Consider the following 21,116-nt stretch of genomic DNA (forward strand, 5'->3'; position numbering starts at 1 on the left):
CGCGACTACTCGCGGGGACCGGTCTTCTATTGTTCTAGGCATGATTTCAATGGTCGCATGGCCCTTTCCGCTGTGGACTTGACCCTCCCCTCCCCCTGGGTATCTTGCACGGAAGTTGTTTTGTTTCAGCGGTTTGGAGGGACGTTGCGTGGCTAAAATATTGATTCCAGTTGAGTTGCCTGCAAAATATTACAAATAAAGGAGTTAGATTGTGTCTAATCTCTTTTGTCTGTCTGGTTTTGGCTTTTGAATTCTCTGATTTCAGTATATCTGTTTAGGGATAACTAATATGCCACGCGAAAGTGCTGGATTGACGCGGGGATTTGCGGTTTTGGGGCTTGACAGGGTTTTGGCAGTATCGAGGACGGAGTTGGTTGGCTACGGTAGTGGCGTGGCTGATGAGTTAAAGCGGTTCGCGCTCTGCGCGAATGCCCACATCTCAAAATCGAGATATGGGGCACCCGGCAACAGAAGAAAGACTGATTCGAGCCAAAGAGTCTGTGATGCAAGCACTGTGTTTTGTGCGATACGGGTGACGGTCGGCCGTTTTCGGAGCCGAACTTGTCCGAAAACGGAAATCTTGTTCGCTGGTGAACACCGTTGCCTGGGGGTGGGTGTTTCGTGAGGGACGACTATGCCCGGCAGGGAGGAGTGCCGAGCGTATGCGCTGCGGTAGCTGGCCGAACGCATAAACGCAATTGAGAGTGCATTAGTGGTTGCGAAATTTTTTGCGGATATACTTCTCACACTGGAAATTTGTCCTTTTGGAGAGTGTGAGGATGTCGAGGAAGCTGGTGCGGATCGGTGTGTCTTGTGGCGTGTTGTTTGCGTCTGCTGCTATCGCGATGGGGGCCGGACCGCAGGAGAAGAAAGAGAGCGACAAGAAGAAGGAACAGAAGCTGGTGGTGACGGGGACGCCAGTGGTAGAGCCGGCGGAGCCACCATCGGACTCGACGACGGATGGATCGGTGACGGTGGGTGGGCAGGCGATCGCTTACCGTGCAGTGGCGGGGACGCTGACGGTGGGGTCAAGTGATTCTCAGGACGCGATGCTGGGGCTGGATGGGAAGATGCTGCCGGATACGGGAGAGAAGGCGCCTGATCCCGAGAAGCCGGACGAGGCTCCTGCGACGGCGCGGATGTTTTATGTGGCGTACTTCAAGAAGGATGCGCCTGCTGGGCGGCCGGTGACGTTTTTGTACAACGGCGGACCGGGGTCGGCGACGATGTGGCTGCATATGGGGTCGTTTGGGCCGAGGCGTGTGGTGACGACCGACGCGCAGCATGATGAGGAGCCCCTTACAAGATCGTCAACAACGAGAACAGCCTGCTGGACGTGAGCGATGTGGTGTTTATCGATGCGCCGGGGACCGGGTTCAGCCGGATTATGGGCAAGGAGAAAGAGAAGGCGTTCTGGGGTGTGGATCAGGATGCGCATGCGTTCGACCGGTTCATTCGGAGATTTTTGACGAAGTACAACCGATGGAACTCACCGAAGTATCTTTTTGGCGAGAGCTATGGGACGCCGCGCAGTGCGGTGCTTTCAGCCGCTTTGCAGAATGTGGATCTGAACGGGATTGTTCTGCTGTCGCAGATTTTGAGCTTCGATAACAGCATCGATGGGCCGAAGTGGAATCCTGGTGTGGACCAGGCTTATGCGCTGGGACTGCCTACTTTTGCGGCGAGCGCGTTCTATCATCACAAACTGCCGACGCAGCCTGCGGCACTGGAGCCGTTTCTGGCCGAGGTGGAGCAGTATGCGATCGGTGATTACATGAGCGCGCTGCTGCAGGGGTCTGAGCTGCCGGAGGCAAGGAAGCAGGCGGTGGCGGAGAAGCTGCATCAATATACCGGGTTGCCGGTGACGTACCTGATGCGTGCGAATCTTCGCGTGACGGGTGCGGCGTTCAGCAAGCAGCTGCAGTTGGATGACGAGACGACGACGGGGCGGCTGGATACGCGGTATAAGGGGCCTGACATCGATCCGTTGAGCGCGGATGCGGAGTATGACCCGCAGAGCAATGCGATCTCGTCGGCGTATACGGCGGCGCTGAATCAATACATGCGGACGGAGCTGAAGTATGGCGAGAATCAGACGTATAAGCCGGGGGCCTATGGGGATCCGGACTTTACGTGGGATCTGCGGCATCAGGCTCCGGGTGGTCCGCCGGCGAATCAGCAGGAGGGAGGGACGAACGTGATGCCGGACCTGGCGTACACGATGAAGTCGAATCCGAAGATGAAGGTGATGCTGGCGGGCGGCTACTTCGACCTGGCGACGCCGTATTTTGAGGGCAAGTTCGAGATGCATCATCTGCAGATCCCGCAGAAACTGCAGGCGAATATCAGCTATCACTACTATCAGAGCGGGCACATGGTCTATGTGAACGAGGATGTGTTGAAGCAGTTTCATGCGGATGTAGCGGCGTTTATCCGAGGGACAGAGGACGGGAAGTAGGTTCGGGTTCTGCTTCTCGCGCGAGTGGCGGAGGGCCAGAGGGGCTACTTGCGTTTGTTCTTGAGGCTCTTCATTCGCCACTTCGACTTGGTGATCATCTCGGAGAGGATGTATCGGGGTCGAAGGAGGACAGCGAGAGTTGCATTGCCGACGGTGTGGATATACCGTCGGCCAGCGAAGTGGCCAACCGCTGCTTTGTAGAAGATCTGTGAGAAGTCGACTCTCTCCTCGTTGATTCGCTGGTGAAGGGAAGTTTGTCGCCGGAACGCGAGGAACTGTTCCCAGGTGAGTTCGGGCTCGCTTCTTCTGCGACGCAGCATACATTCTCTTAGCCAGCGGACTTTTTTCGAGTAAGGTGCGCACGAGAGATAGAAGCCGAGCCGCCATGGATACGGTAATCGAGAAGGATCTCGGGCTGGACGAGGATCTTATGTCCCTGTTCTGCGAGGCGGTTCCAGAGATCAATGTCCTCGGCGGGCCAAAACTCCTGACGATATCCTCCTGCAGCTTGTATCACGCTCCTGCGAAGTACGACGGCCGGATGATTGAAACCGATCAGCTTGTTGAGTTGAATTTTTTCTTCAATCTCCTCGTGAGTGAACAAGAAGGAGTTGTCCTGTCCGATCACTCTTCCCTTCTCGTCGATGTGATTAACCAGGCTGCTGGCGACGGCCAACTCAGGGTGCACATCGAGGAAGGCCAATTGTCGTTCGAGACGGTTCGCGTGCATGACGTCATCCGCATGCATGATGAAGACCCAGTCCGAAGAGGCGAGGTCTATGGCTCGATTGAGAGTGGCTGCAGTGCCGGCGTTGGGCTGGCTGAATACTTTGATGCGGGGATCGTTCTGCGCGTGAGACTGCACGATGGCGAGTGACCCGTCGGTTGAGCCGTCATCGACCACGATGAACTCGAAGTCGCTCCGGGTCTGACGGAGAACGCTGGTGATGGCATCGTGGAGAAAGGTCTCCGCGTTGTAGGTGGGCATCACGACCGAGACGGTCATTTAGCAGCCGCAGGCATCCCCGCCCTGTTGGCGGGAGTAGTGTGAGCGGTGACGCGCAAATATGGGATCAGAGGACAAACCTCCGGAACGGAAAGATGCCGAGCTGTAAGTGACGATTGTAGATCACCAGTTTACGGTTTGATCGCAGACAGTTTGACAGCACGACAAGAGGGCCTCTCGTCCCCATCACCGGCTGGGTGGGCGGGTGGTGGAACGCGCCGTCTCAGGTAAGTCATTGAATTTGGTGTTGATTCGGTAGAAACGTCTCATAGCGAATTATTTGAGTGTAATTTAGTCATATTTTATGCAACTGTTGGAGCTGTTATGCGTCTAAGATAGTGCAGGGCTTGATGGATGGTGCCCTGAGATTTCAAGTTACTGACGTAGGAGGGTTTATGACGACAATGACTCGGTTTGTGCCGTTGCGGACGCCTTTTGAAGATGTTGCCGGGCTGCAGAAGCGGTTGAACTCGATCTTCAACGACTTTGCAGGATCGGTGGAGGCTTCGAGCGGGGGCTTTACCCCAGCGGTGGATGTGTATGAGGACGCGGACAGCCTGGTGCTCAAGTTGGAGGTCCCCGGTGTAAAGCAGGAAGATCTCGATATACGGCTGGAGAACCAGACTTTGGTGATCAAGGGTGAGCGCAAATTTGAACAAACTGAAAAGGCCGAGAACTTTCACCGAATCGAACGGAGATTTGGAAGCTTCGTTCGAAGCTTTACCCTGCCTCAGACTGTGAATACAGAGGACGTGAGGGCTTCTGCGGACGCGGGCGTGTTGACGATCTCACTGCCGAAGAAGGCGGAGGCCCAGCCAAAGCAGATCAAGGTGCAGGTGGGCAGCGGCGCTAAACAGGTTGAGGCTCAGACGGCTAAGTAATACGTTGATGGTGTGTTTTGCAGGGGAGGCTGAGATGCCTCCCCTCTTTCATTTGGGCGGCGATCAGGTACGCGTTCACTCTGGCAAAGGAATTGGCAGCCCGACCTGCAGCGGACTGAACACGCCCCGCCTTCCTATTCTGATAGAGATTCGTCTCGGTTCCCACCTCCTACTCCTCTTTTTTGCGCGTGGGCTCCGCAGACTGAGTTCCTAATGCCATCCGGTGTCTCGGTTATTGCACTCGCTGGATGTCCTGCACCCAATTTGTCTCCCAAGTCTTGCCCTCATCTGGCGAGTCCGCTTGCTCCCAGTGACCGGATGTCGGAGTGATGTTGGACCAGATGAAGCGCGCTCGAACTCGCTTTCCGTTGACCGTGTCGTCGCCATAGAAAGTGCCTACGCCATTGTGGAAGCTTCCTATCATGGGTGGATCCAGTGGATCGGATGGTGTCCTGCTGTCGAGCCACCAGATTGACCACTGCTGGGCCTTCGGGTCGAAGGACCGCAGTGCGACACCGCGATAGGCTGCACCCGGAACGTTGAGCACTGTATCGTCGACATTGCTGTAACTTCCCATAAGCGGCTGGTTAGACAACGTGCCTTCGAATTCAGTCCACTCGTGACTATTGGCGAGGCGGTGCTTCAGCTTTCGATGATGAGCCTGCCAGTGACCCACAAGGAAGTCGAAGTCGTGAAGACCGGAGACCGCACTTTCTGTTTGTATCATTCCAGGTCCCGGATCATAATCGGATCGGGCGGTCAACTGCCCAGGCGCTGCCAAGCCCAGGCTTAGCAACGCGATCATGACTGCACCGTGATGAATATTCATAAGCCTCCCTTTAAATTGTGGCGGTAGCAACTTTACACTGATGCTCAAATTCCGATTCGCTGCAACGCGATTGTCGTCCCCTCCGCAAATTGACCTTAACTACTGGCGCGCTTCTATATTGACCCAGCTCGTGGTCGTTTTATATACCCACTTTCCATGGAATTCTCGATACCACTCTCGAAGAAACACGGACCTCTCTTCCGGCAGGTATACAAGGGCATGTGATGAGACGAATGCCGTAGTCCTGACTTCAGCAACGGCCGTCATGTCAGCGGTTTAGTCGAACTTTCCGAGATACGGGGTGTTTTGAGCAACTACGAATCTCCCGATCACGCCTGCGGCGCGGATGATACTTTTGACACCCTCGCCCGGCTCCCTAATTCAGTGGCGGAATGGCGCTGTATCGGGTGGCGGCATAACCTTGCAGAGGGTGGCGGCATAAGGTTGAAACGGGTGGCGGAATCGATTGCATCCAGCAGCTTAGAATTGTCAATAAGATATGACAACCGTTTTGGCGTCATGTTATAAAGCGCGTGAGTTATCACGCCCGTGGTGCGAATGTGTTCAAAACTTTCAGTATTGATTGGTCTGTTGCGTCTATCCGCCTTTTGCTTCAGGTTCTTGCCCCCAAACCGAGTTTCCCAACGGAAGACGAGTACGGCAATTATGTCGGCAACCCTATCGGCTGGGACGGCTCTTCCGAGGGCTTGGAACAGATGTGCCGAATGATGCCACGATGCAACATAACCTGCGGTTGGCCTCAGCTGACTGGTCAGGGTGATGGTATCTCCCGGCCTGACTCCGGCTTGGGAAGGCCAGTGCTCAAGATAGAGTACCCCGGCGGCACAGTTGACTTTGTTGAGGCAGAGTTGTGTCGACCGAACCTGTCCGATGGTGGAGTCGTGGCCGGGGAAGTGAATGCATAGCCTCGCGTCCACTATCTGGTTTGGCTGATTGGGCCAGGGGAGGAGGAGTTAGCGTGGTGGGTGGCGGGCGTATTTGTGGGGGCCGACGCCTGTTTCGCGGGACGGCGAAGGACCCGGGAGCTGCGACGGAAGTAGATGCTTGTGGTGTGCCGGGTGGCGGCATCCTCTTTGCCAACAAAGATTCACCATGGGTGGTGGTGAATAATAGAACTAAAGGGGTATACCCGGCGTCGAGCGGGACAGTTGCGGAAGTTATAGAGGGAACAAGGCTTGGCCGACCCTCGTAAGATATGAGTGAGTTGCTATCAGATTTCCGCATCTTCTGAAGCACCTCAGACGTCTAATCTAAACGAAAAGCTCAAATCTGTTGCTTTTGATGGGGAGATAAAGACTTATGGCGATCAAGTGGGATCGATTGACGGTGAAATCGCAGGAGGCTGTGCAGACGGCCAGCGGGTATGCGGCGGAGAACGGCAATCCGGAGGTGCTGCCGCTGCATCTGATGGCGGCGCTGCTGGAGGACCGCGAGGGAGTGGTGATCCCGGTGCTGGAGAAGATTGGGGTGCCGGTCGAGCAGTTGCTGTCTGGGGTGAACTCGGCGATTGCGAAGCTGCCGAAGGTGCAGGGTGGGGGTCAGCCGGGGATGTCGAACGCTCTGCAGAAGGTGGTGGAGCAGGGGTTCAAAGAGGCGGAGAACTTCAAGGACGAGTATGTCTCGACGGAGCATCTGCTGCTGGCGCTGTCGAAGGCGAAGAATGATCCTGTGCAGGTGGCGCTGGCGGCGCTGGGCGGGACCCATGAGGCGATTCTGAAGGCGCTGAGTGCGGTGCGGGGGAGTCAGAGGGTGACGGACCAGAATCCTGAAGGGAAGTTTCAGGCGCTGGAGAAGTATGCGAAGGATCTGACGGACCTGGCGCGGCGCGGAAAGCTCGATCCGGTGATTGGGCGGGACGAGGAGATTCGCCGCGTGGTGCAGGTGCTGAGCCGCAGGACGAAGAATAATCCTGTGCTGATTGGCGAGCCGGGCGTGGGGAAGACTGCGATCGTTGAGGGGCTGGCGCGGAGGATCTTTCTAGGGGATGTGCCGGAGATTCTGAAGAACAAGCGTGTGTGCTCGCTGGATCTTGGCGCGATGATCGCCGGGGCGAAGTTTCGCGGGGAGTTCGAGGATCGGCTGAAGGCGGTGCTGAAGGAGATCGAAGAGTCGAACGGCGAAGTGATTTTGTTCATCGATGAGTTACATACTCTGGTGGGCGCGGGCGCGAGCGAAGGGTCGCTGGATGCAAGCAATATGCTGAAGCCTGCACTGGCTCGCGGCGGGCTGCGGGCGATTGGCGCGACGACGCTGGGTGAGTACAAGAAGTACATCGAGAAGGATGCTGCGCTGGAGCGGCGGTTCCAGATTGTGTATGTCGGCGAGCCGAACGTTGAGGATACGGTCGCGATTCTGCGTGGGCTGAAGGAGAAGTATGAGGCTCATCACAAGGTTCGGATTAAAGACTCGGCGATTGTAGCGGCGGCGGTGTTGAGCCATCGGTATATCTCGGATCGGTTTTTGCCGGATAAGGCGATTGACCTTGTGGATGAAGCGGCGGCGGCGCTGGCGATTCAGATTGGTTCTGTGCCGGTGGAGATTGATGACCTGGAGCGGCGGGCAACTTCGCTTGAGATTGAACGCGCGGCGTTGAAGCGGGAGAAGGACGCGGGCTCGCAGGAGCGGCTGGAGATTGTAGAGCGCGAGCTGGCCGAGGTGAAGGAGGCGTCGGCTGGGCTGCGTGCTCGTTGGCAGAAGGAGCGCGGCGCGATTGGGAAGATTGCGGAGCTGAAGGAGCAGTTGGAGGCGCTGCGGTTTCAGATGGGCGAAGAGACGCGGAAGGGCAACCTGCAGCGTGCGGCGGAGTTGCAGTATGGCGAGATTCCGAAGCGAGAGGCAGAGCTGCGCGAGTTGACGGCAGAGCAGGACGCCGCTGTTCGCGAGGACGAGGCTGAGGCGAAGTCTGGCGTTGCTGCTGGAGTTGCGAAGCGGCCTTCGCGGATGTTGAAGGAGGAGGTGGACGAGGAGGATATCGCCGCGGTCGTGTCGAAGTGGACTGGGATTCCGGTCTCGAAGATGCTGGAGGGCGAGACGCAGAAGCTGGTGCAGATGGAGGATCGTCTGCGCGAGCGCGTGGTTGGGCAGGATGAGGCGCTGAGTGCGGTGGCGAATGCGATTCGGCGATCGCGTGCCGGCTTGAGCGATCCGAAGCGGCCGATTGGTTCGTTTATCTTTCTTGGGCCTACCGGCATGGGCAAGACGGAGACGGCGAAGGCGCTGGCGGAGTTCCTGTTCGATGATGAGGCCGCGATGGTGCGGATCGACATGAGCGAGTATATGGAGAGGCATGCAGTGGCGCGGTTGATTGGAGCGCCTCCGGGATACGTCGGGTATGACGAGGGCGGACAGTTGACTGAGGCGGTGCGACGCAGACCGTATTCGGTGATTCTGTTTGATGAGATTGAGAAGGCGCATCCGGATGTGTTCAACGTGCTTCTGCAGGTGCTCGATGATGGACGGCTGACGGACTCGAAGGGCAGGACGGTCGATTTCAAGAACACTGTGCTGATCATGACTTCGAATGTTGGCGCGGGGCAGTTGTCTACGGCGTGGGCGCAGGGCGAGGACGGGTTCGAAGAGGCAAAGGTACGTGTGATGGATGAGCTGCGCAAGCACTTCAAGCCGGAGTTCCTGAATCGCGTGGATGACATTGTGATCTTCCATCCGCTGGCTGATGAGCAGCTGACTCATATCGTCGATCTGCGATTGAAGGATCTGCAGAAGTTGCTGGCGGACCGAAAGATTACGCTGGAGCTGACCGATGGCGCGAGGAAGGCGATCTTCAAAGCGGGATACGACCGGGCCTATGGGGCGCGGCCTTTGAAGAGAGCGATTCAGCGGCTGGTGCAGGATAAGCTGGCGGTGAAGATTCTGGACGGCAGCGTGCTGCACGGCGACCATGTGGTGGTGAAGGCTGGAAAGAACGGTCTCGAGTTCGAAGTGCAGGGGCGCGAGGCTTTAGTCTCTTAAGAGGTTTATGTGTTGTAAAGATTAGAGGCCCCCTTTCGATGGGGGGCCCGTCCTTGTCTACGGGGCGGACTGTACGGCGGGGTGATGGTACTTCGCGGTGAGGCAGCGCAGCATCGGTTTTTCGAGGAAGTGATAGCAGAGCAGGCCCATGGCAGCGACGACGAGAAAAGACAGAAGCACGTTTGCGTCTGGGCCGAGCTTCGCGGTGTGAGGATAAAAGCGATCGTAGACGTAGAAGACCGGCAGCGAGATCAGATAGATGGAGTAGGATGCGTAGCCGAGTTGAACGCCGAAGCGGCCTAGAGGCGATCGGATCCTGGTGGAACGGAAGACGAGGCCGGCGATGATCATGGCAGCGGGAATGCCCCAGAGAAAGACGCGGTTCCAGCTGAGGGAACCGTTGAGGGTGTTGGTCGCCTGACCGACGTCATATTTATTGAAGATGAGAGTGAAGAGTAGCGGGAGTGCTCCGGCAAAGAGGAGGACTGTGCCGAGGGTTTGGCGCTTGCCGTAACGTGCGAAGAGAAGTCCGATCCCACATCCGAAGACGAACTCCAGGTTGATGGGATTGCCAAGCAGGATGAAGACCGGCTGCTGGAAGCCAAGGACGCCGCCCAGTGCGATCAGTGCAACGATGGAAAGGATGGTTCTTTCGATGACGCGACGGGTGCCAAAGAAGAGATTGAGGGTGATGACGTAGTAGAAGAGCATCTCGAAGATCAGAGTCCAGCCGACGAAGACGAGTGGGGTGGGAAGGGGAAACCGCATGGAGGGAAGCAGGAGATAGGAGTTGACGAACCACGACAGGACGAGATGATGCTGCTTGAACTGGACCAGCACGAAGAAGAGGGAGAGGATCCAGTAGATGGGGAAGATGCGGATAAATCTTCGGAAGAGGAAGTCGAGGGCCTTGTGAGCATGTCCGAAGTGTGTGGGCCGGATGTTCATGGCCACGGTAGAGAGAATGAAGCCGCTGATGGCGAAGAAGATGTCGACGCCGCATGATCCGAAATTGACCAGATTGAAGAAGCGGCTCTGCGCGGGGAGGGCGTGGTGAGAGACGGTAAAGAGGGCATGAACGTGCACTACGAGGAGGGCCGCGACTGCGCGAAGGATCTGGATCGAATCGTTTTTCTTCATCGGGGAGCCGGGCTTTGCGGTGGAGCTTGAGGAAGCGGGTTCGCCGAGGAGGGTGGGTGCGGGGATGGGCATGCTGGCGCCTTCATGATACATCGACGGGTAACACAGAACGCGTGGCGACGGTGTGTTGAAGAAGTATGGTCAATGCGAATAAAACGTTTCTTTTCAATCGGATCTGTTTGGTAGAGTGGGGGCGTGACGTCCAGGACAGGGAATCATTCAAGCGCCGCTACCCACGGCAAGCGGCTTCTCCTCTTTGTGGTGTGTAGTCTGCTGCTTGCCAACGTTGTTCAGTGGGGTCTGTGCCGGGCGCTACACCTGGGCAATCCGGGGAGCATCAAGGTTGAGGTGGGCGACTTTCTGCACATGCGTCAGTGGACCGACTCGTGGCTTCCGATGATGAAGTCGCAGGATTATTTTGACGCCAATCCCACGAAGCCGATCTACGCGGCTCCTCTCTATGACACGCTTATCTATTCACTGGCGAGCGAGCTTCCTCTGGTTGAGTTGCGCAGGCTTGGAGTCGGCGATGCAATGATGCTCCGTTTGCTGGCGCTATTTTCGTGGCTCTCGGTGGTGGGGGTCGCGGCGGTCTCGCTTGCGATGGGGCGCAGGCTGTTGCGAATGCGCGGCGCGGATCTGACGTGGCCCGCGGTTCTTGCGGTGATCCTTGCTTGTCTGGGGTGCTATCCGCTGCTGAAGGGGTACTCGCTGGGGAACGCTCAGACGATGCTCTCCTTTGGCTTCGCGGTGATGCTTTTTCTGTGGACTTCGGGGCGCGAGCGCGAGGCGGGGATCGTGGCTGCTTTGCTGGCGTTCGTAAAGCCTCAGTATGTGCTGTTGCTGGTGTGGATGGCGGTGCGCCGAAGATGGGGCGCGATGGGGGCGTTCCTGATCTGCTCGAGTGTTTCGCTGGCGATGTCGGTTGCGGTCTTCGGTTGGCAGAACAATCTTGACTATGTGGGCGTGCTGGCGAGTCTGAGTCATAACGCGCAGTCGCACTTTGCGAATCAGTCGATGTTTGGGACTTTGAATCGCATGATCTTCAACGGCGAGAATCTGGGGTACACACCGCATGTTTACACCCCTTACGTTGCGTGGGTGTACCGCACGTCGGTGGTGACGTCGCTGGTGCTGGTAGGTGGAGTGCTGGTGTATCCGTGGAGAAGGCTGCGCGGATCGACGGCGGATATCGCTGCGATGGGGCTTCGTCGGTGGCGGCTTCGCCGATGGCGTGGGAGCACCACTACGGCATTGTGTTCGGAATCTTTGCGTGGTTCTGGTTTGCTTATGGGTGCTGGGAGAGCAAGAAGCCGTGGTTGTGGGGGCTGTCGTTTTTCTTTGCGACAACTTTCTGGCGGCGACTAATCTGCTGGCAGGCAGGCGCGGATGGAATGTGTTGCAGTCTTACATGTACTTTGGAGCGCTTCTGTTGCTCGTGCTGCTGATGCGGCTGGCTCGTCGTACTGAAGCGGTCGAAACTATCGCTGCTTGATGGCTCCTCGGCGGCTGAAGGATCACGAGATTATTTTGGGGATTGCGTTTGGGAGCCAAGTGAGAGTCGCAGGGAGGCTGCGTCGCCCCCATGGCGGGGCCTAACGGCTTGATCTCAGCGTGTGCGGCTGCGAGTGCCTGGTCGGTCCAGTTCCAGCCGCTGTGCAGAAGCACGAAGACGTGATCGCCGGGTTCGGTGGAGAGTTGCTCCCAGGCGATGATAGGAAATCCGGTGAAGTGGCGCATGTGTTGTGCGGTGAGCGACTCGGTGTCGCGTCGGCTCCAGAGCAGCTCCTGAGGGCTGGAGTAGACCAGGGCTATGTGGGAGCGGATGTCGGGGTCGGGCTCGTAGTAGCTGGCTACTTCGAAGGTGCCCATCTCCTGCAGGTAGAGCAGGCCGCTGGGACTGGAGAGAATTGCGGCTTTGATCTGAGGGCTGAGTGTGAGCGAGGTCAGGAAGTCTCGGGTCTTTGCCTGTTCGGCGTGGATGCGAATGGCTCCAGTGAATACGATGGCGATCGCGAGCGCGGACAACGTAAAGATGGCGGTGTTGGTTCGGCGAAGTAATGGGAACAGGGCAATCGTCAGGAGAATGCTGAGCGCGAGGATTGCTCCGAGGACGTAACGGACCTCGATGGAGTGCGTCACGAAGAAGGCCAGCAGGAAGCCGAAGAAGGGCAGTGCGGCGAGGACGATGAGGAAGACAAGCTCGGCGGTTGGGAGCTGGAGGTCCTGGTTGCGCAGCTGGCGCACGCTGCCAAAGACGAGGAGCGCTGCGAAGACGACAAGGCCGATGGCGGCGAAGTGCTGGATGCTGAGGCTCGCGTGAGTGTAGTCCAGGAAGAGCGAGCGGTAGGCCTGGGTGATGGCGTGGTAGCTGACGTCTCCGGCGTTGTAGTAGTTCTTACGAAACTCAGCGGCGGACTTTTCAAAGGGTAACGCGAAGGCGATGCAGGCCATGCCGAGGATGATGGCGGCTACGACGGGAAGGTCCAGCCGTCGGCGCTGGATGGTGCGAAAGAGCTCTGCGGCGCAGAGGGGAAGGAGCAATAGGACGCCGAAGTAGTGAGTGTTGAGCGTGAGTGCGACTGCCAGTGCGAGGAGGATGAGGGAGGCGGTGCGTTGCGACTGGCGACGCGTAGCGGCTTGCCAGCTCACCATGGCGAGTCCATAGAAGCCGAGCAACAAACCGTAGGGACGGCCTTCGGCGGAGTAAAAGAGAGTCGCAGTGATCGCGGGAAACGCCATTGCGAAGATCGCGGCGTGCTCGTTGGCGATGCGCCGCACAAAGTAGAAAAGGCAGAGCTGCATCAGGAGGTAGCCGAGCAGCGAGGGCAGTCTCAGGGCGAAGGCGCCTGCACCGAAGATGCTGATCGCAAAGTGCGCGAGGGTGTGGTAGACGAGGGGATCGAGCGAGATGGGATAGCTGTGTTGGATGTGGATCAGTTGGGCGTAGCTGGAAACGCTGTCGGTCTGCAGGACGAAGAACTCGTCCTGCGACATGAGCTTGTGGTGCGACCAGAGGAGGGAGATGGCGGCGGTAAGGATCAGAGATGCGACTGCTGTCCAGGGGAGCGCAAGACTGTCGCGGCTGCTTTCAACCCTCAAATTTTGCGACGAGATCATATCTTCGCGGGGACTCTAAGCCGCTGCTGCTGTGAGCCGGGTGGAGTGTAGCTGATGGGCGCGGGTTGAGCTACGGCAGGGGTAGTAGAGGGCAGGGTTGGAGTGAAGAACAACTCCAGACGTGGGATACGGATGAAGAGCAGAAGGCCCATCACCAGGGCGGTGGAGGCAAACGAGGTCATCAGGAGAGGTTCGCGATAGAGCTTTTCGGGGTTCTGTACGGCGCTGTCGTGCTTGAAGGCGAGCTTGAGATAGATCGCCATGGTGAAGGCTACGAGAGGAAAGCCGAGGATAAGCTCGATACGATAGCGGATGATGAAGGCGCCGAGGAAGAGCATAGCGGTAGAGGCGTAGAAGACCACCGATACGAGCAGCGACTCGGGCGTGTAGCGCTTGAAGGATGCGCGATAGGCTCCTGCGACGGTGCGGTCGCCGATCTCGGAGAGCTCGCTGAAGCGCTTGAGGCCCATGAAGTAGCAGCCGAGCATCCAGTAGGCGATTAGGAGCGAGACAGGTGGGACGATGACGTTGGTGACGGCGTACCAGCCGAGCAGCATACGCAGGGGGTTGTTGATGGACTCGGTGAGGACGTCGAGGTAGGGCACGTCCTTGGTGCGGATCGGAGGAAAGTTGTAGAGGCAGCCCATGATCCAGAGGACGAGCGCAACGAGGGCGAACATGCGGGAGATGGTGAGACCGACGGCGATTCCTGCGACCATCATCAAAAGCCATTGCACGTAGGCGGCGGGAATGTTGACCAGACCGCGCGCGGCGGGGCGGTTGCGTTTGGTTGGATGAAGGCGATCGAAGGGCGCGTCGAGGACTTCGTTGATGACGTAGTTGCTGCAGGCGATCAATGTCACCGCGACAAATGCGAGGAGCAGAGTGACGAAGAGATGGGGAGTGAAGAGCGCAGGATAGACGCTGAGAGGTACGATGACGCCGGGCAGAACGAAGAGATTCTTGATGGAATGATCGAGTCTGGCGATGGCGAGATGGGCGCGGAGGCGCTCGGGCAAGGAGACGTTGCGCAGGGCAGGCTCGGTCATGTTTGTTGTAGGGGCTCCTTCGCAAGCTGCCTTGGGGCTATGGGCACAGTGTAGCAAATGGAGATGAAGTCAGCGGACCGCGTTGCGCTCTGGCAGTGAGCGATTTGTTTACGATAAGCTTGGGTTTGGCGCGGTGTGCGCGTCTGGAGCAGGCGGGCGCATGTCGCGGAGAGCAGTGATTATCGGAGCAGGGCCTGCAGGGCTAACCGCGGGACTGGAGTTGCTGAGACGGTCGGATGTAAAACCGATCATCCTCGAGGCGAGCGAAGAGATTGGCGGGATCTCGCGCACGATCAAGTACAAGGGCAATCGGATGGATATTGGTGGCCATCGATTTTTCTCCAAGAGTGACCGCGTGATGCAGTGGTGGGTGGACTTGATGCCGCCCGACGTTGGCGATATGGGGTCGGAGCCGGAGATCTCTTATCAGGGAAAGAAGCGGGTGGTTGCTGTACCGGCGCGTCTGTCGGAGGAACCGGTGTTGCGTGGGGCGGGGCCGATTGATCCACATGCGGCGGAAGAGGTCGAGGACGAGGCGGAGAGCGAAGGGCCGGTGGAGATGATGGTGACGGCGGCGACGCCCGATCCTGATCCGGATCTGGTAATGCTGATTCGACCGCGCAAGAGCAGGATCTACTATCTGCGAAAGTTCTTTGATTATCCGATCACGCTGACCGCGACGACGTTGAAGAATCTTGGGCTGGCCAGGACGTTTCGTGTTGGTACGAGCTATATGAAGTCGCAGGTGAGCCAGATTGCGCCGGAGAAGAGTCTTGAGGACTTTCTGATTAACCGGTTTGGGCGGCAGCTCTATCTGACGTTCTTCAAAAGCTATACGGAGAAGGTTTGGGGGACGCCTTGCAATGAGATCTCGGCGGAGTGGGGGCGCAGCGGATCAAGGGGCTGAGCCTGACGACGGCGGTGAAGCACTTTTTGAAGAAAACGCTTGGAGGTAAAGCGAAGGCGGGTGACCTTGCGCAGAAGGGCACGGATACGAGCTTGATTGAGCGGTTCATGTATCCGAAGTTTGGACCGGGGCAGCTTTGGGAGCATGTCGCGGACTTAATTCGCGAGGGCGGGGGTGAGATTCACATGGGTTGGAAGGTGGATCGGATTCACTGCTCGCTGGAAGGCGGCGTGAAGCGAGTGGTTTCGATCGATGCGGTGAATGTGGCGGGAGAGCGGCAGTCCTTCGCGGGAGATTATTTCTTCTCGACGATGCCGATGCGCGAACTGGTGGAGGCGTTGGATGCTTCGGTGCCTGAGAACGTGCGCGAGGTGAGCGCGGGGTTGCAATATCGGGACTTTATTACGGTGGGGCTGCTGGTGGATCGGCTGAAGGTGAAGGAGCCGGATGGTGGGCTGCTGAAAGATACGTGGATCTACGTGCAGGAGCCGGATGTGGTACTGGGCCGGTTACAGATATTCAACAACTGGAGTCCCTATCTGGTGGCGGACCCGACGAAGGTCTGGATTGGGCTGGAATACTTTTGCTACGACACGGACGATCTTTGGAAGATGCCGGATGAAGAGCTGAAGAAGTTTGCGATTGCCGAGGTGGCGAAGATCGGGATTTTGAACGCGGAGGATGTTTCGGATGGGCATGTGGTGCGGGTTCCGAAGACTTATCCGGCGTACTTTGGCACGTATAACAGATTCGATGAACTGCGGGAGTTTACCGACGGATTCGAGAATCTGTTTCTGGTGGGGAGAAACGGAATGCATAAGTACAACAACCAGGATCACAGTATGTTGACGGCGATGACGGCAGTGGATGGTATCGTGGCTGGGCATGTGGATAAGGCTGCGCTCTGGGGCATCAACACAGAGCAGGAGTACCACGAGGAGAAATAATTGAGAAAGATTCTGGTTGTGGGGACGTTGCTGCTGGTGATCTTCGTGGCGGTCTTCCGGCAGAGAATCTTTTGCGGGATCCGCTGGGCAAGGTGGAGCGGAACGGCGCGGCGGTGGATGGGGCGCGGCTGTTTATTAATTTTTCTAACGATGTCCTGGTGGAGGAGCCGGGGACTGAACGGCGGTATCTGGTGCAGGGATGGAGCGGGGTCCCTGGGGTGCCGCAGATTCTGGGTTGCGTTCAGGGGCTGGTTTGCTGGACGGATGCGGATCACGCCGCGGTCTTTCCTTTGGATGGCCGCGGCGCTGGGGGCCGTGCGGTGATGAGCGCAAAGAAGGTTACGTTTGCTGATGAGACAGGAGCCCAGGTGCGGGTGCAGTTGAGGTAGGGCGCATCGACGCGTAGAGGAATGGCGTAACCTTTGGCGCGGGAAGGACTCTAACGATTCGGAGGCGCTGCGTTGTAGAAGCTGTGCGCGAGAGTGCACGATGGGAGCTCAAATGCCTGAGAATCCAAAAGACAGAAGTGAGCCGGGTGCGACGTTGAAGCAGTGGGCCGGTGAGGTCCCGGCAGAGATGGTCGATGCAACTCCGGTTCCGACACCGATGGCGGGTGGTAAGGCGATGGATGAATCCGTTGCGGCCGCTGCTTCCGTAGTCGTGCCGGAGACAGTGGCTTCGACAGTTGGGGTTGCTGTAGCGCCTGTCGAGGCAAGAGAGCCTGCGGTGGCGACGATCAGGTTGGAGAAGAAGCATCCCCTGGCGATTCGGTGGATGCACTGGGTGAACTTTCCGGTTTTATTCACGATGATCTGGAGCGGGTTGCTGATCTATTGGAATGACTCGGATAACGCGTATCAGCATCCTCATGCGGTGTATCGAGTGGGTGTGGGATCGCTGACGCTGGTGCGGCTGTTTCCGCCGTGGTTCTGGAAGCTGATTAATGCGCCCTATCGTGTGACTGAGGGGCTGGGATATCACTTCTTCTTTATGTGGATCTTTGCGATCAACGGAATATTGTATGTGGCTTATCTATTGATCTCGGGGGAGTGGCGGGTGCTGGTGCCGGAGCGAAGATCATTGATGGATGCGATCCAGGTGACGCTGGTGGATCTGCATCTTCGCAAGGGGCTGCCGCCGCAGAAGAAGTACAACGGAGCGCAGAGGATCGCTTATACGTCGGTGGTTCTGATGGGTCTGGGATCGCTGGTGACTGGGCTTTCGATCTACAAGCCGACGCAGGTGCACTGGATCACATCGCTGCTGGGCGGGTACGAGATGGCGCGATGGGAACACTTCTGGCTGACGATGGGCTTTTGTGCGTTCTTTTTGGTGCATGTGGTGCAGGTGATTCTTGCGGGATGGAATAACTTCCGCTCAATGGTGAGCGGATATGAGATTGTGCCGGCGGTGAAGGCTTCGCTGGACGAGGAAAGGAGGGCGGGATGAGCGACGGACGGGAGGAGCGCGAGGAGCAGGAGCAGCGCCGCAAGTGGGAGAAGGAGAAAAAGACCGCGAGGATGATCTTGACCGCGATTGGGAACGCGATGGAGAGCGGGAGCGGAGAGACTCCCGGGCGGTCAAGGTAGAGACGCTGGATGCTGCAGTGAGGGCGCAGTCGGGGCAGAGGACGCGTCGCAGCTTTTTGGTTGCAGCAGCGGCGGCGGTTGGTGGTTACGGATTTTATCGGTGGATCGATCGCAGTCCGCGCGACCAGCTGATCCAGAAGCCGCTGCGGAAGATGCTGGAGTTGAATGCGAAGTTGTCGCGCGGGGTGTTCGATGAGCGCGGACTTGCACCGACGTATCCGGTCGACCGATCGATGGAGCTGCGGACGAACGGCAACTACGGATTGAAGATGGACCTGATGCCGGTGAGCTATCGGCTGCAGATGGTGGGGGTGGCGAATGCGAAGGGTCTTCCTGAGTATGTCGACGATGTGACGGCGTGGGAGTACCAGTACGTCGCGAAGAAAGAAGCTGGGCCCGTCGAGCAGGATACGAAGGTAGCGCCAAAGGCTGCGGCGGTGGTAGGAGATGGGCCGAAGGCCAAGACCGATCCGAATGGCGACGCGGGGATGGGGGAAGGGCCGATGATGCAGGGTGGCGCGGCGAGCACGATGGTCGGCGGGAACGGCGAGAAGGAGAATGATGTGAAGATGCCACCTGCATTTGAGGCTGCGTTTGCTGCGTTGAAGAAGGCGCAGGGGAATAGGCGGCCGCGTGGGCAGGAGGAGGCAGGCATGTCGGATAACACGCTCGACCCGGGGACGCCGGGGCTGCTGCTGAAGATGGATGACGTTACGAGTCTGCGGCACCACGACTTGGTGACGGAGTTCAAGTGCATCGAGGGTTGGAGCCAGGTGGTGCACTGGGGCGGGTACCGGCTTGCGGATCTGATTGAGAAGTATCCGCCAGAGAAGAAGCCGGATGGCTCGTTGCCGAAGTACGTCTACATGGAGACGCCGGATGGGGACTACTACTGCGGATTCAGCCTGCAGGCGTGCATGCATCCGCAGAGCCTTCTGGTGACCGAGATGGCCGGGCGACAGTTGGCGCAGTGGCATGGCGCACCCATACGGTTACATATGCCGATCAAGTACGGTTACAAACAGATCAAACGAATTGGATTGATCGCCTACACCGATATGCGGCCCGACGATTACTGGACGAAGCTAGGGTATGACTGGTACGCGGGACTCTAAGAATACGTTTAACGATCCTTCTGTCCTGCCGGACGGGCCTCCTGCGCGGAGGGCGGTCACTTCGTGACGCGTATACCGGTCTGGGCAGGATGGTCTGCTTAGGGCCTCCCGCTGGTCGGCACTGAGATTTCTCGTTCCGACCAACGGGAGGACCGATGGTGTTCGGTCAAACGAAACAAGGTAAACAAGTCACGAAGTGACCGCCCTCCGCGGAGGAGGCCCGTCCGGCAGGACACTAGAGTTTTTAGGGTGTGTGTGCTGCTCCGGAGGTAGCTTGCTGGGTAGATTGAGCCTTTTGAGCGGCTATCCAACGATCCGTGCGGTGATCGAGAAGGTCGAGGGGGAGCACTCCGGCGCTGAGCATCTCATCGTGGAAGGCGCGGAGGTCGAACTTCGGGCCGAGGTCTTTTTCGCACGCTCTCGCAGCTCGATGAACTTTAGCTGGCCGATCTTGTAGGCGAGCGCTTGTCCGGGCCATGCGATATAGCGGTCGGTTTCAGACTGGATCTCGGGACCCTGGAGGCTGTCGGTCTGCTCGAAGAGAGCGACGACCTGCTCGCGTGTCCAGCCCTGCGAGTGGATGCCGGTGTCGACGACGAGGCGGACGGCGCGGAAGAGTTCGGAGGAGAGCCGACCGTAGTCGCTGACCGGGTCTTGATAGAAGCCGACATCCTTGCCGAGTTGTTCGGCGTAGAGAGCCCAGCCTTCGGTGTATGCGGTGAAGCCTCCGCCGTGGATGCGGAACTCTGGCAGGCCCTTGAGCTGCTGCTGGACGGAGCGTTGCATGTGGTGGCCGGGAACGCCTTCGTGGTAGGCGATGGCCTCGTCGTTGATGAGCGAGCGGTGAGCGAAGTCGCTGGTGCCGACGGAGACGCGACCGGGGTGTTTGCAGTCGGGAGTGCCGGTCTGGTAGTGAGTGGCGGCAGCGGCCTGGTAGGCGGGGATGGCTTCGACCGTTACCGGGCAGTCGGGCAGAACGGTGAAGAGTTCAGAGAGCTTCGGCTGCATCTGGGCGATGTAGTGGCGGAAGGTGTCGAGAATCTGTTCGGATGAGGTGGGGGTGTATTTGGGATTGGCCTTGATGGAGGCGCGGAAGCTTTCGAGATCCTTGAAGCCGGCCTTGTGGGCGAGGGTGGTCATCTCGGCGGTGATGCGGGTGATCTCGTCGAGTCCGAGTTGGTGGATCTGCGCCGGGGTCATGTCGGTGGTCGTCTGCTCGCGTACTGCGACCTCGTAGCGGTGCTTGCCGTCAGGCAGTGTCGAGACGCTGATAGAGGTGCGGCCGTGGGGTGCATAGTCCTTTGCGATAAATGCGGCGAAGGTGCGGTATGCGGGCGAAACTTCGGTGTCGACGGTCTGCTGGATGGCCGTGGTAAGGCGTTGACGGTCGGCGTCGGAGAAGGTCGGGGGAATTTTGTTGATAGCGACCAGGAAGGGGCTTTTGGCGGCGATGTCGGAGGCCTGCTGGGCGACTTTTTCGAGCAGGAATCGTGGCGGCATCAGACCATCTTTGACTCCAAGGCGCAAAATGTCCTCAGATTGGGCGAGAGCGTGAGGAATCTGGTGGAGGCGGGCGATGTAGTCGTCGTAGTGCTGGACGGTGTCCAGCGGAACGGCCAACGGCAGGTCGGAGAGAGGTGTGGATGCCGTTCTGCTGGTTGACGGACATCTCGTAGTTCTTGAGATCGAAGTTCTCGATGCTTTGCTTCAGCCTGCGCTCCATGAGTTGGTGGGAGAGAAGGTCCTGCTCGGGGAAGCCCGCGGCGTCGATGGCTGACAGGCGGCGCAGGTTGGCCTGATTGGCGGTGTTCTGCTGGATGATGGCCTCGACGGAGTAGTCGGCGAGCTTGTCGTTGTAGCGATAGTCGCCTACGGCGGTGGCGCGCTCGGGATTGCTCTTGAGGTCGGCCTGGTAAATCTCTTCGAACAGGTCGTTCTGAGCGGCCATACGCGCTTCAATCGAGGGAGTCTGGGCGATCAGAGACGGGGGATGACGCAGAGGCAGGTAGTCAGAAGGAGATTCAGTACTTGGGGGCGCATGATGGGAGGGTAGCAGAATCTGATATCTGATTTGTGGAGATTCGA

14 protein-coding genes and 2 pseudogenes are annotated in these 21,116 nt (G+C 58.2%); 9 read left to right on the forward strand and 7 right to left on the reverse strand.

Annotated features, from left to right (window positions below):
* Nucleotides 1–779 precede the first annotated feature (779 nt).
* Both RBB80_RS06105 and RBB80_RS06110 read left to right on the forward strand, forming a co-directional pair.
* Nucleotides 780–1,340 (forward strand): hypothetical protein, encoded by a 561-nt coding sequence (locus RBB80_RS06105; RefSeq protein WP_433967360.1) that lies wholly within the window; start codon nt 780–782, stop codon nt 1,338–1,340.
* The gene (locus tag RBB80_RS06110; protein ID WP_433967361.1) at nt 1,337–2,458 is read left to right on the forward strand and encodes a S10 family peptidase; all 1,122 of its coding nucleotides are present in this window, start codon (nt 1,337–1,339) and stop codon (nt 2,456–2,458) included. Before RBB80_RS06105 ends, RBB80_RS06110 begins: the two co-directional genes overlap by 4 nt.
* A gap of 44 nt (nt 2,459–2,502) precedes the next feature.
* Here RBB80_RS06110 and RBB80_RS06115 read toward each other — a convergent pair whose 3' ends face one another.
* Together RBB80_RS06115 and RBB80_RS06120 are read right to left on the reverse strand one after the other, a co-directional pair.
* Nucleotides 2,503–2,778 carry a hypothetical protein gene (locus RBB80_RS06115; RefSeq protein WP_433967362.1) on the reverse strand — a complete coding sequence of 92 codons (276 nt, stop codon included), beginning with the start codon at nt 2,776–2,778 and terminating at the stop codon, nt 2,503–2,505.
* A gap of 8 nt (nt 2,779–2,786) precedes the next feature.
* Complete coding sequence (locus RBB80_RS06120) at nt 2,787–3,464, reverse strand: glycosyltransferase family 2 protein (protein WP_433967363.1); 678 nt, start codon at nt 3,462–3,464, stop codon at nt 2,787–2,789.
* Between the two features lie 395 nt (nt 3,465–3,859).
* Here RBB80_RS06120 and RBB80_RS06125 point away from each other — a divergent pair, with 395 nt between their 5' ends.
* Nucleotides 3,860–4,345, forward strand: coding sequence for an Hsp20/alpha crystallin family protein (locus RBB80_RS06125; protein WP_433967364.1), 486 nt, complete (start codon nt 3,860–3,862; stop codon nt 4,343–4,345).
* Between the two features lie 232 nt (nt 4,346–4,577).
* On the opposite strand, the gene RBB80_RS06130 is transcribed toward RBB80_RS06125, so the two are convergent.
* Nucleotides 4,578–5,174, reverse strand: coding sequence for a hypothetical protein (locus tag RBB80_RS06130; RefSeq protein ID WP_433967365.1), 597 nt, complete (start codon nt 5,172–5,174; stop codon nt 4,578–4,580).
* A gap of 1,320 nt (nt 5,175–6,494) precedes the next feature.
* Here RBB80_RS06130 and clpB point away from each other — a divergent pair.
* Nucleotides 6,495–9,164 carry an ATP-dependent chaperone ClpB gene (gene clpB / locus RBB80_RS06135; RefSeq protein WP_433967366.1) on the forward strand — a complete coding sequence of 890 codons (2,670 nt, stop codon included), beginning with the start codon at nt 6,495–6,497 and terminating at the stop codon, nt 9,162–9,164.
* A gap of 57 nt (nt 9,165–9,221) precedes the next feature.
* Here the strand turns inward: clpB and RBB80_RS06140 are convergent, their stop codons facing one another.
* On the reverse strand, nt 9,222–10,376 hold the full coding sequence (locus tag RBB80_RS06140; RefSeq protein WP_433967367.1) for an acyltransferase family protein: 1,155 nt from the start codon (nt 10,374–10,376) through the stop codon (nt 9,222–9,224).
* Nucleotides 10,377–10,499: 123 nt separating this feature from the next.
* Here RBB80_RS06140 and RBB80_RS06145 point away from each other — a divergent pair, with 123 nt between their 5' ends.
* Nucleotides 10,500–11,672: a glycosyltransferase family 87 protein gene (locus RBB80_RS06145; protein ID WP_433967368.1), complete on the forward strand. Its 1,173-nt coding sequence runs from the start codon at nt 10,500–10,502 to the stop codon at nt 11,670–11,672.
* A gap of 39 nt (nt 11,673–11,711) precedes the next feature.
* On the opposite strand, the gene RBB80_RS06150 is transcribed toward RBB80_RS06145, so the two are convergent.
* Together RBB80_RS06150 and RBB80_RS06155 are read right to left on the reverse strand one after the other, a co-directional pair.
* Entirely contained in the window at nt 11,712–13,424 is a 1,713-nt protein-coding gene (locus RBB80_RS06150) for a glycosyltransferase family 39 protein (RefSeq protein ID WP_433967369.1), read from the reverse strand.
* Complete coding sequence (locus RBB80_RS06155; RefSeq protein ID WP_433967370.1) at nt 13,421–14,473, reverse strand: UbiA prenyltransferase family protein; 1,053 nt, start codon at nt 14,471–14,473, stop codon at nt 13,421–13,423. Before RBB80_RS06155 ends, RBB80_RS06150 begins: the two co-directional genes overlap by 4 nt.
* Nucleotides 14,474–14,633: 160 nt before the next feature.
* On the opposite strand from RBB80_RS06155, the pseudogene RBB80_RS06160 reads away from it, so the two are divergent.
* The 4 genes and pseudogenes from RBB80_RS06160 to RBB80_RS06175 all read left to right on the forward strand — a co-directional run bounded on the left by RBB80_RS06160 (nt 14,634) and on the right by RBB80_RS06175 (nt 19,031).
* Nucleotides 14,634–16,327: pseudogene (locus tag RBB80_RS06160) on the forward strand (NAD(P)/FAD-dependent oxidoreductase).
* Nucleotides 16,328–16,398: 71 nt separating this feature from the next.
* Entirely contained in the window at nt 16,399–16,716 is a 318-nt protein-coding gene (locus RBB80_RS06165) for a hypothetical protein (RefSeq protein ID WP_433967371.1), read from the forward strand.
* A gap of 112 nt (nt 16,717–16,828) precedes the next feature.
* A complete protein-coding gene (locus RBB80_RS06170) occupies nt 16,829–17,776 on the forward strand; it encodes a cytochrome b/b6 domain-containing protein (RefSeq protein ID WP_433967372.1) in 948 nt (315 codons plus the stop codon).
* A 43-nt stretch (nt 17,777–17,819) separates the two neighbouring features.
* Complete coding sequence (locus tag RBB80_RS06175) at nt 17,820–19,031, forward strand: molybdopterin-dependent oxidoreductase (RefSeq protein ID WP_433967373.1); 1,212 nt, start codon at nt 17,820–17,822, stop codon at nt 19,029–19,031.
* 244 nt (nt 19,032–19,275) lie between these two features.
* On the opposite strand, the pseudogene RBB80_RS06180 reads toward RBB80_RS06175, so the two are convergent.
* Nucleotides 19,276–20,979: pseudogene (locus RBB80_RS06180) on the reverse strand (DUF885 domain-containing protein).
* Between the last annotated feature and the right edge of the window lie 137 nt (nt 20,980–21,116).

This window comes from Tunturiibacter gelidiferens (assembly GCF_051013345.1).
Classification (GTDB): Bacteria; Acidobacteriota; Terriglobia; order Terriglobales; family Acidobacteriaceae; genus Edaphobacter; species Edaphobacter gelidiferens_A.

Excerpts from the sequence above, each read along its gene's own strand:
- RBB80_RS06140 (WP_433967367.1), bottom strand. The coding sequence starts at position 10,376 with ATGCCCATCCCCGCACCCACCCTCCTCGGCGAACCCGCTTCCTCAAGC.
- RBB80_RS06130 (WP_433967365.1), bottom strand. The coding sequence starts at position 5,174 with ATGAATATTCATCACGGTGCAGTCATGATCGCGTTGCTAAGCCTGGGC.
- RBB80_RS06125 (WP_433967364.1), top strand. The coding sequence starts at position 3,860 with ATGACGACAATGACTCGGTTTGTGCCGTTGCGGACGCCTTTTGAAGAT.
- clpB (WP_433967366.1), top strand. The coding sequence starts at position 6,495 with ATGGCGATCAAGTGGGATCGATTGACGGTGAAATCGCAGGAGGCTGTG.
- RBB80_RS06155 (WP_433967370.1), bottom strand. The coding sequence starts at position 14,473 with ATGACCGAGCCTGCCCTGCGCAACGTCTCCTTGCCCGAGCGCCTCCGC.
- RBB80_RS06150 (WP_433967369.1), bottom strand. The coding sequence starts at position 13,424 with ATGATCTCGTCGCAAAATTTGAGGGTTGAAAGCAGCCGCGACAGTCTT.
- RBB80_RS06105 (WP_433967360.1), top strand. The coding sequence starts at position 780 with ATGTCGAGGAAGCTGGTGCGGATCGGTGTGTCTTGTGGCGTGTTGTTT.
- RBB80_RS06170 (WP_433967372.1), top strand. The coding sequence starts at position 16,829 with ATGCCTGAGAATCCAAAAGACAGAAGTGAGCCGGGTGCGACGTTGAAG.
- RBB80_RS06115 (WP_433967362.1), bottom strand. The coding sequence starts at position 2,778 with ATGCTGCGTCGCAGAAGAAGCGAGCCCGAACTCACCTGGGAACAGTTC.
- RBB80_RS06120 (WP_433967363.1), bottom strand. The coding sequence starts at position 3,464 with ATGACCGTCTCGGTCGTGATGCCCACCTACAACGCGGAGACCTTTCTC.